At 36.2% G+C, this 8,757-nt stretch carries 9 protein-coding genes; all 9 read right to left on the bottom strand.

Going from position 1 to position 8,757, the window contains the following annotated elements:
• Positions 1–238: 238 nt before the first annotated feature.
• On the bottom strand, positions 239–1,048 hold the full coding sequence (gene ispE, locus E1171_RS13520; protein ID WP_155206560.1) for a 4-(cytidine 5'-diphospho)-2-C-methyl-D-erythritol kinase: 810 nt from the start codon (positions 1,046–1,048) through the stop codon (positions 239–241).
• Positions 1,049–1,148: 100 nt separating this feature from the next.
• A complete protein-coding gene (locus tag E1171_RS13515; protein WP_155206559.1) occupies positions 1,149–1,961 on the bottom strand; it encodes an enoyl-ACP reductase FabI in 813 nt (270 codons plus the stop codon).
• Positions 1,962–2,280: 319 nt separating this feature from the next.
• Positions 2,281–3,936: a DNA repair protein RecN gene (recN, locus tag E1171_RS13510; RefSeq protein WP_155206558.1), complete on the bottom strand. Its 1,656-nt coding sequence runs from the start codon at positions 3,934–3,936 to the stop codon at positions 2,281–2,283.
• A 45-nt stretch (positions 3,937–3,981) separates the two neighbouring features.
• Complete coding sequence (locus E1171_RS13505) at positions 3,982–4,197, bottom strand: hypothetical protein (protein WP_155206557.1); 216 nt, start codon at positions 4,195–4,197, stop codon at positions 3,982–3,984.
• 398 nt (positions 4,198–4,595) lie between these two features.
• Positions 4,596–4,982, bottom strand: a complete 387-nt coding sequence (locus E1171_RS13500) for a nuclear transport factor 2 family protein (RefSeq protein WP_155206556.1) — start codon at positions 4,980–4,982, stop codon at positions 4,596–4,598.
• Positions 4,983–5,153: 171 nt separating this feature from the next.
• Positions 5,154–6,074, bottom strand: coding sequence for a type IX secretion system protein PorD (porD, locus tag E1171_RS13495; RefSeq protein ID WP_155206554.1), 921 nt, complete (start codon positions 6,072–6,074; stop codon positions 5,154–5,156).
• Positions 6,052–7,248: a bifunctional phosphopantothenoylcysteine decarboxylase/phosphopantothenate--cysteine ligase CoaBC gene (gene coaBC, locus E1171_RS13490; protein WP_155206552.1), complete on the bottom strand. Its 1,197-nt coding sequence runs from the start codon at positions 7,246–7,248 to the stop codon at positions 6,052–6,054. Before coaBC ends, porD begins: the two co-directional genes overlap by 23 nt.
• A gap of 74 nt (positions 7,249–7,322) precedes the next feature.
• The gene (locus E1171_RS13485) at positions 7,323–7,634 is read right to left on the bottom strand and encodes a DNA-directed RNA polymerase subunit omega (RefSeq protein ID WP_155206551.1); all 312 of its coding nucleotides are present in this window, start codon (positions 7,632–7,634) and stop codon (positions 7,323–7,325) included.
• A 61-nt stretch (positions 7,635–7,695) separates the two neighbouring features.
• Positions 7,696–8,517, bottom strand: coding sequence for an outer membrane protein assembly factor BamD (locus tag E1171_RS13480; RefSeq protein ID WP_155206549.1), 822 nt, complete (start codon positions 8,515–8,517; stop codon positions 7,696–7,698).
• Positions 8,518–8,757 lie beyond the last annotated feature (240 nt).

Below are 8,757 nucleotides of genomic sequence, written 5' to 3'. Positions count from 1 at the left end.
AATTGAATTTGCAATATTCATGACGGTTAATAATCTCTAAGGTTTTAGTTTATAATTAATTTTTTAAGAAGAATTTACGTAGGGGTAGGACATCGGAATTATATAATTAGTTTTTTCTGGAGATTAATCAGGATATTTTTAAAACGGGAGATGTTGAGAGTTCCAAAGGAGGAAATGAGGATTACCCTTAACTTGTGGCAAAATTTTGTTAAGGGTTAAAATGATGATTTCTTTAATTTTAAAGTATTCCTTTCCAGACCTTATAATTTTGGGGGAATAAGTCAATGTTAACTTCCTCCTCAAAAATTCCATAAACGGTAGCTCCAGATCCTGTCATGCTTGCATACACGGCACCTAATTGATAAAGTTGCTCTTTTATAACGGCAATTTCAGGATGAATTGGGAAAATAGAATCTTCAAAATCATTTTTTAGTTTCCCCTTCCAGTTGGGTAATTTGGTGTTTTTTATTACTGATTTTACCTCCCACTTGGCTGGTGAAGGATTTACCCCTGCATAAGCTTCTTTTGTTGAAATATGGATGTTAGGGTTTACCAATATTAAGTTTTTTCCCGAAAGGTCGATGTTTATATTGTCAAACTGCTCTCCTTTTCCCTGAACAAAAACAGGTTTGTTTTTTATAAAAAAGGGGCAATCGCTTCCCAATTTTTCAGCATACTTTTCTAGCTCATCGGAAGTTAATTTTAAATTAAATAAATCGTTAAGGCCTTTTAGGGTAAAAGACGCATCTGCCGACCCTCCTCCTAATCCAGCACCAATTGGAATGTTCTTTTGTAAATGAATATGAACGGGTGGAAGGTCAAACTTTTCTTTTAATAGTTGATATGCCTTAAGACAAAGGTTATCTTCCTCTCTTCCAGGGATGCCACCGCCACTGGCGGTAAATTTCAACTCTTGACTTTCGATAATTTCCAAAACATCAGTCCAGGGAACAGGGTAAAAGCAAGAATGGATATTATGGAAGCCATCAGGACGTTTTTCAATTACGTTTAGTCCGATATTAATTTTTGCATTGGGAAAAGTGATCATTGAATGAAAATGAATAGTCTTAAAAAATATTAATCATTCATGGAAAAAATAAAGCCTGTTTTCTGCAGGCTTTATTTTATTTTGTCTTTTGCTCTTGCTTTTACTTTGCCATTTCCTGTATCAATTCCTCAGAAATTCCCGAAGAAGAAAATCCTCCGTCATGCATAAGGTTTTGCATAGTTACCATTTTTGTGTAATCGGAGAACATCATAAGGATGTAATTGGCGCAATCTTCAGCACTAGCGTTACCTAATGGAGACATTTTATTGGCATAATCGAAGAATACGTCAAATCCACCTACTCCGGAACCAGCTGTGGTCATAGTTGGAGATTGAGAAATTGTATTGACCCTTACCTTTTTCAGTTTGGCAAACCTTGCACCATAACTACGCGCAATAGATTCCAACATAGCTTTGGCTTGAGCCATATCTGAGTAATCAGGGAACGTTCTTTGAGCGGCAATGTAAGTAAGTGCCAGAATAGATCCCCATTCATTCATGGCGTCTAATTTTTCCGCTGTTTGCATTACTTTATGGAAGGAAATAGCCGAAATATCCATGGTTTTTTGCATCCAGTCGTAATTTAAATCTCCATAAGATTTGTTTTTACGAACATTTGGACTCATTCCGATGGAGTGAAGCACAAAATCAATTTTTCCTCCAAGTATTTCCATGGATTTGGAGAAAAGGTTTTCCAAATCTTCCATAGATGTTGCGTCCGCTGGAATTACTTCTGCGCCACATTGCTGTGCTAACTCATTGATTTTGCCCATTCGGAGTGCAATTGGTGCATTGGTTAATACAAATTTGGCACCTTCTGCATGGGCCTGCAGTGCGGTTTTCCAAGCGATTGAATTCTCATCTAGGGCACCAAATATTATTCCTCTTTTACCTTCAAGTAAGTTCTTGGACATTGTATTAGATTGTTTTGGTTTCATTAATATGAATAGAAAAAAGTACTCAGAGTAAAGGGTTTTTGGCCACTTAGGGAAAGAACCAAATGGGCCCTAAAAGTTAACCTGATAATCTCTACATTTTTCGAACTTCAAATATAATATATTTTAAGGAATTCCGACTTAGGAAGGCAATTTATCACGGCTTCACTATTAACCTATACCAGATTGCCTCTGCATTGGGTTGATAAAAAAAATTGAATTATAGTTTGGCACATTTTGTCCCACCTCAAAATATGGAGTGGAGGAGGAGTCAAAAAAATATAGGACTTTTATTCTCTTAGACACGGTCTAATAGTTCCCTTGCATTTTCAATGGCGATTTCAGAAGGACTTCCCCCTCCAATCATTTTTGCAATTTCGGTCAGGCGTTCTTCTTTTTGGAGTTTTCTGATATTACTAAAAGTTTTCGAATCCGAACTTTCCTTGTATACAAAATAATGTGCATCTCCACGGGCAGCTACTTGCGGTAAGTGAGTGATGACCATAACTTGATGATTTTGTGCCATGGTCTTCATCATTTTTACCATTCGAATAGCTATTTCTCCCGAAATTCCGGTGTCTATTTCATCAAATATGATAGTAGGAAGAGCCGTTTTCCCCGCTAAAATATATTTAATGCAAAACATCAATCGTGAAAATTCTCCTCCTGATGCAACATTCTTCAGGGCTTGTGGATCAATTCCTTTATTCGCGCTAAAAAGTATATTAACCTGATCAACTCCTGAATGGGAGGGTTCTTTTTCAAAGTAAGCAAATTTGAGGTTGGCGTCCGGCATTCCTACTTCTTTTAATAGGAAAAGGATCTCTTTTTCCATGGCTTTAAATATCTTTTGGCGAGAAGCAGAAAGGGCTTTGGCCTTGTCCAACATATCTTTTTCTGTTTCTTCTTTTAGAATTAAAGCCTTTTCAATGGTATCATCTAAGTTCATGACCTGATCCATCTCATTGGAAAGTTGTTCTTGAATGTCTAAAAGTTCATTTATCGTATTTACTCCATGTTTTTTTTGTAATCGATAAATTTCCTGGAGACGTTCATTTAATTGACTGATCCTTTGTGGATCATGAATGATATCTTCCTGTTGATTCTCTATTTCCAAACCGATATCCTTCAATTCGATTAGGCAGCTTTCAATTCTTCGGCTAAGATCTTCATAATTGGAGGAAATTTCTGCAAGTTGCGAAAGGTTGTATTTAACTTCCTCTAAAGATTTTTCTACGGATTGTTCGGAACGGTTTAAAAAGTCGAGAGAGAAGTTTAGGCGAGTTTTTATTTCTTCTGCATTTTCTAAAATTTCGATTTCTTTTTCAAGTTCCTCCTGTTCACTCCCTGTCAGTTGAATTTGATTTAATTCTTCAAAGAGGAAGTGTTTATAATCTGCTTCTTTTTTAACTTCCTTTGCCTCCACCAGTAATTGGTCATAAGCTTTTGAAGCTTTTTGGTACGTTTTATAAGCGCGATGAAACTTATCTCTTAAATTTTTATTTCCCGCAAAAGAATCTATGATGCCTAATTGATAACTATTGCTCTCTAATAGTAGGGTATCATGTTGGGAATGTATATCCATTAAATAGCTGCCAACCTTTTTAAGGACATCCAACTTAACTGGGGTATCGTTGATAAAGGCTCTAGATTTACCAGAAGGGCTAATCTCTCTTCGAATGATGCAATGATTATCGAAATCAAGTTCTTCTTGGGCAAAAAGAGATTCTAGTTTATACTTGGATAAATCGAATAGTCCCTCAATTATGCACTTTCTTTGCGGATCGAATAAGGTTTTGGTATCTGACCGGTTTCCTAGCAATAAACCAATTGCTCCAAGCATAATGGATTTTCCCGCTCCGGTTTCTCCCGTAACCGTGTTTAAAGTTGCGGACGGCTGCATTTCCAGATGTTGGATCAATGCATAATTTCTGATCTGCAGGTTTTTCAGCATAATTTTAAAGTACTGATAGAGTACATCTCTAAAAATGCACTAAAACTAAAAATCTAAAATAATTTCACTGATTTGATCTTTTGGGATTGTATGTTTCCCCAAAATCATATCCTCAATCAAAATCTTTCTGTCTTGTATTTCTAATAGCTTGACAAAAAAGCTACTGTTGTCTTTGCTGACAAGGGTAAATTTCTTTCCCACTAAATCATTGAGTTTTTCATTCAGTTGTTCCTGAGGAATACGATACTGTCTTCTACCCATTTTTCTTTCTATTGAAAAAGGTGTTTCTTATTTTCTAATTTGCTATTTACAAATAAAGTGAAATATTTTAACAAAAGTTATTATAAACAACATTTTTTGTTGGATGGGATTTTTATGTAGGGTTAGTAAACAATAGTTTGAAATAAGAAAAAATGGGCTGAAGTTATTTTCAAAAGGGATTTGAGAATGTAAGAAAAAATAGGGTCCTTTTTAGGAAGGTACAGGATAGGTGCTGTCTGTTTATGGCAGCGCCATTTTTTATGTTGCATTTTTGATAGGTAGAAGTATTTTATCAATCCTAATGGATTTAATAAAGATTTTGGGTAACAAATACCCGAAAGTGGGAGATCACTTACAATTTAAAAAGGCTTGTATCTTGTAATTTTAAAAAGGAAGGTTCAAAACATTGTATTGTCATTTGCCGCTTTTTCAGGTATAATTTGTAGAACATCCCAGTGTTCTACTATTTTACCATGTACATCGAAGCGGAAAATATCTATTCCGGCATAATTTAAATTGCCAGGCCATTCTTGTAGACAATGTAGTACAACTTTGTCCGCTTCAGCAATAGCTCTTTTAAAATGAACCCGTTTTCCTGGGTATTCCTTAGCCATTTTTTGGAAATATTCAATGAATCCATTTTTACCATCTGCCACGTGAGGATTGTGTTGAATATAATCCTCTCCAACGAATCTTTCAATGGCCTCCTTAGGTTTGCATTGATTGAACATCAAATCATAGAATTCCATTGCATTCTTCTTATTTGTTTCAGATTGATTTGTCATTGGGTGGCTACCTTGATTTTGTTACTGATGAGGAATATTATTTAAAGGTTATGAAGTAAGGGAAATACATTGTTCAGAGAATTTCTCTTGAATCTGTTTGGAGAAGTAAAGACTGCGCCTCTAAAAAATTTTTGGATAAACTTTGTTTGTCTATGGGTTTTAGCCCCAAATTTACTTTTTTAAGATCTTTTCGTATTTCTCTTTGTTTGTTGGGTCTAATTGAGTCAGAATATTGTATGCTTCTCTTTTAACAGGGAGTTCTCCTTCCGAAAAAATATTGGCTAACTCATCTCTTTTTGCATCAAAGAAACTTCGTACCACAATAGAATTTGCTTTGAGCTTGTCGGCCGATTGAACTTCCTTTAAAGCTTCCAATATGTTTTTTCGGGCTTCTTCAGGTTTCTCCACAAATAGATCCATGCCAGTTCGGTGATAGGTATAATAAGCATTTCTCACACCCTCCATCTGTTGGTTGAGCAGGTCTTCTATCAACCAATAGCGATTTCGGTTGTTTTCAAAGGCTCCCCAGCCAATTAAATTATTTTCCTGCTGAGCCCTTTGGGCAATATTCCTGGCTTTTCTGAAGTATGGATTTCCACCCTGCTTACTGAATGAATCATAATCCAGCCCAAGGGTAATGTAGGCATAAAATGCCAGCATGGAGGTCAGGTTTGTGGTAAAAACATTTTCCACAAAATCCATGGGTTGAGATTCTACATAATTGAAAGACCATTGTCGGTCTGCAAAGTTCAATAGCACCGATTCATAATTGGTATTATAAACAGGACGTGAAGCTTGCACCTGCACAGTTCCTTGATAAGCACCTAAAGAAGGCATTTTTTCAATGGTAAGGATAAGGTTTCCATAGATACGCTCATGGCCCTGGAAATCATCCTCACTCCATTGAGTATTGTTTAGAAATTCAGAAAAGGTTTTTTCCATATCAGTGAATACCCGCCGATCTGTGGAATTGATCTGGTCTGCATTCACTACTACATTAAAAAGGAGTTCCTGGGCCTGGGTATTGGAGCTAAATCCCATAAGTAGGAAAATGGGAGCAAAGTAATATTTAAATCTTTTCCAGTATTGCATGTACGATGTCTTGAGCTACCTCTTGTTTAGTTTTTAGTTCAAAAGCCTTAATATGAAGTTGACGGTCAATCAAAGTGATTTTATTGGTGTTGTATTGAAAACCGGCACCTTTATCTCTTAAGGAATTCAAAACTATTAAATCCAGGTTTTTTGCCTGGAGCTTGTGCTTCGCATTGATTTGTTCATTTTCTGTTTCCAAAGCAAAGCCAACTGTAAATTGGTCTTCTTTTTTCAGTTTTCCAAGTTCACCTGCTATGTCTTTGTTTTTTACCAGCTCAAGCGTCATTTCTTCACCTTTCTTTTTTATCTTTTGATCAGCGGTCACCCTTGGGCGATAATCTGCTACGGCGGCGGCAAGAACTGTAATTTTACTGTCAGGAAAATAATCCATACAGGCTTTATACATATCCCGTGCAGAAGTTACTTTGACCAAATGAATGTTAGGATGTGAAATGTCCAGGTTTACCGGCCCACTGACAAGGGTTACCTTAGCTCCTTTTTTAGCCATTAATTCAGCGATTGCATAGCCCATCTTTCCACTAGAATGGTTGCCAATGAAACGTACAGGATCAATAGCTTCATTCGTAGGACCTGCGGTTATAAGGACTTTTTTGCCTTCCAAAGAGCTGTTTTCTTTAAAATGGTCCTCCATTATTTCCAATATTTCTTCTGGCTCGGCCATGCGTCCGCTTCCCGTTAATCCACTTGCTAATTCCCCATAGGAGGCCTCAATAATTTGATTTCCAAAACTTTTAAGCAACTTAATGTTATGGGTGGTGCTAGGATGTACATACATATCCAAGTCCATGGCTGGAGCAAAAAATACGGGACACCGGGCAGAAAGATATATGGCGGTGAGTAAATTATCACATAATCCTTGTGCACAGCGAGCAAGGGTACGGGCACTGGCTGGTGCAATGATAAAGGCATCAGCCCATAAACCATATTCTACGTGATTGTTCCACTCTCCTGTGTCACTGGATGAGAATTCACTTACAACAGGGTTTTTGGAGAGGGTGGCCAGGGTAAGGGGAGTAATAAATTCTTTGGAGGAGGTAGTCATAACTACCCTGACTTCTGCACCTGCCTTAACAAGCAAGCGAACAAGAAGGGCTGATTTGTAAGCAGCGATGCTTCCGCTAACTCCGACTATGATTTTTTTGCCTTCCAGCATTATTAAAAAAAATATAGGACAAAAAATCCCGGGTCTATTGCTAAACCCGGGAAGCACATTTTTTTGCTTTTTTCTTATTTTTCTTCTTCAGCCGTATGTCTCCAAGAAAGTTCGTTCTCTACAAACTCCTCTGTGGCTAATGTTGTGGCTTTGGGTTGTCTTTCATAAAACCTTGAAATCTCAATTTGTTCTCTGTTTTCAAAAACTTCCTCCAAATTGTCAACTGTAGAAGCAAACTCAGCCAACTTGGTGTTTAATTCCTCTTTCGTTTTATTTGAAAGTTGTCGCGCTCTTTTAGAAATGATATACAGAGACTCATATACATTTCCGGACTGGGCTGCTATTTTGTCCACATCTCTGGTAATTAATTCTGCTTTAGTCGCCATTTGTTGAAATTTATAATTAATTTTTATTTTTAATCTCCATTAAAGCGATAATAAATCTGCTTTAAAGGTTCTTATCTACCTTAAGTTTATTGAGTTGTAAAATACTTTTGTCATAAAGACTTTCAGCATCTCTTAAATATTGACTTTGAGAATAACTATCAACAAAACTTTCATAAAACTCAATAACTGTCTCAAATCGCTCCTTTTGTTTGGAAAGAATACTTTTAATAGCAATTTCGTATTGGGTTTCCACTTTTAGAAAAGATAGCTCCTCGTTGTATTTTGAATCTGGGAAATCTTTTCGAAAATTCTCAAATGCAACAATAGCCGATTTAAATAAACCTAAATCGTAATATAACTTGGCATTCTCATAACTTTTACGTTCAAGTTTTACTTGAAGTTCATCAATGAGGCTAGAAGCTTCTTTTACTCGCTCACTGTTTGGGTACAAATTTATGAAATTTTGTAGTGCAGTAATGGCCTCATAAGAACTTGTTTGATCTAGCTCGTAGTTTGGCGATTGTTTGAATAGTGAGTATGCTTGCATATATAAAGCCTCTTCCGCAAATTCACTTCTGGAATAGGTCTTGTAAAACTCCTCGAAATGATAGGCAGATAATAAGTATTCTTGTTGGTAAAATCTGGTATAAGCGTAATAAAATTCAGCCTTTTCCGCTTTTTCACTTCCTTTAATAATAGGTAAGACCTGATTTAAAAGCTCTCCCGCCCGATAATAGTCTTCATTTTCGTAATATTTTAATGCGGCATCATATTTGGCTTGCCAATCATTACTCTTTTGAATCTTAGTAAAATCTCCACATGAAGTGACCGATAATAAAACTATCAGGCTAAAAAGAATACCTAGGGCTTTGGGTTGTGTCATAAGTGTGCAAATATATAAGGCTATATTTTAATAAGCAATTTTGGCTTATAGCTAAACGCTTTTAATTCATAGCATTTATAAGCTGGAAAACCCTGAAATACAGGATTTTGTTTTAAAAATCGTTGTGTTTTGGCTTTGAAATAGGGTGAAAATTCCTAATAATAATCCGAAAGATAAAACTAAAAAAGTAACTAAATATTGTGGAAGGGGATTTTTTTACCGCTTAATGATAAATTTTTT

The organism is Xanthovirga aplysinae (assembly GCF_009711365.1).
Lineage (GTDB): Bacteria > Bacteroidota > Bacteroidia > Cytophagales > Cyclobacteriaceae > Xanthovirga > Xanthovirga aplysinae.
Note: the sequence above shows the minus strand (reverse complement) of the source record. Positions and strands in the feature narration are given on the sequence as shown.

Bases quoted from the DNA above. Each gene is read 5' to 3' on its own strand.
- ispE (WP_155206560.1), bottom strand. From the start codon at position 1,048: ATGATCACTTTTCCCAATGCAAAAATTAATATCGGACTAAACGTAATT.
- E1171_RS13515 (WP_155206559.1), bottom strand. From the start codon at position 1,961: ATGTCCAAGAACTTACTTGAAGGTAAAAGAGGAATAATATTTGGTGCC.
- recN (WP_155206558.1), bottom strand. From the start codon at position 3,936: ATGCTGAAAAACCTGCAGATCAGAAATTATGCATTGATCCAACATCTG.
- E1171_RS13505 (WP_155206557.1), bottom strand. From the start codon at position 4,197: ATGGGTAGAAGACAGTATCGTATTCCTCAGGAACAACTGAATGAAAAA.
- E1171_RS13500 (WP_155206556.1), bottom strand. From the start codon at position 4,982: ATGACAAATCAATCTGAAACAAATAAGAAGAATGCAATGGAATTCTAT.
- porD (WP_155206554.1), bottom strand. From the start codon at position 6,074: ATGCAATACTGGAAAAGATTTAAATATTACTTTGCTCCCATTTTCCTA.
- coaBC (WP_155206552.1), bottom strand. From the start codon at position 7,248: ATGCTGGAAGGCAAAAAAATCATAGTCGGAGTTAGCGGAAGCATCGCT.
- E1171_RS13485 (WP_155206551.1), bottom strand. From the start codon at position 7,634: ATGGCGACTAAAGCAGAATTAATTACCAGAGATGTGGACAAAATAGCA.
- E1171_RS13480 (WP_155206549.1), bottom strand. From the start codon at position 8,517: ATGACACAACCCAAAGCCCTAGGTATTCTTTTTAGCCTGATAGTTTTA.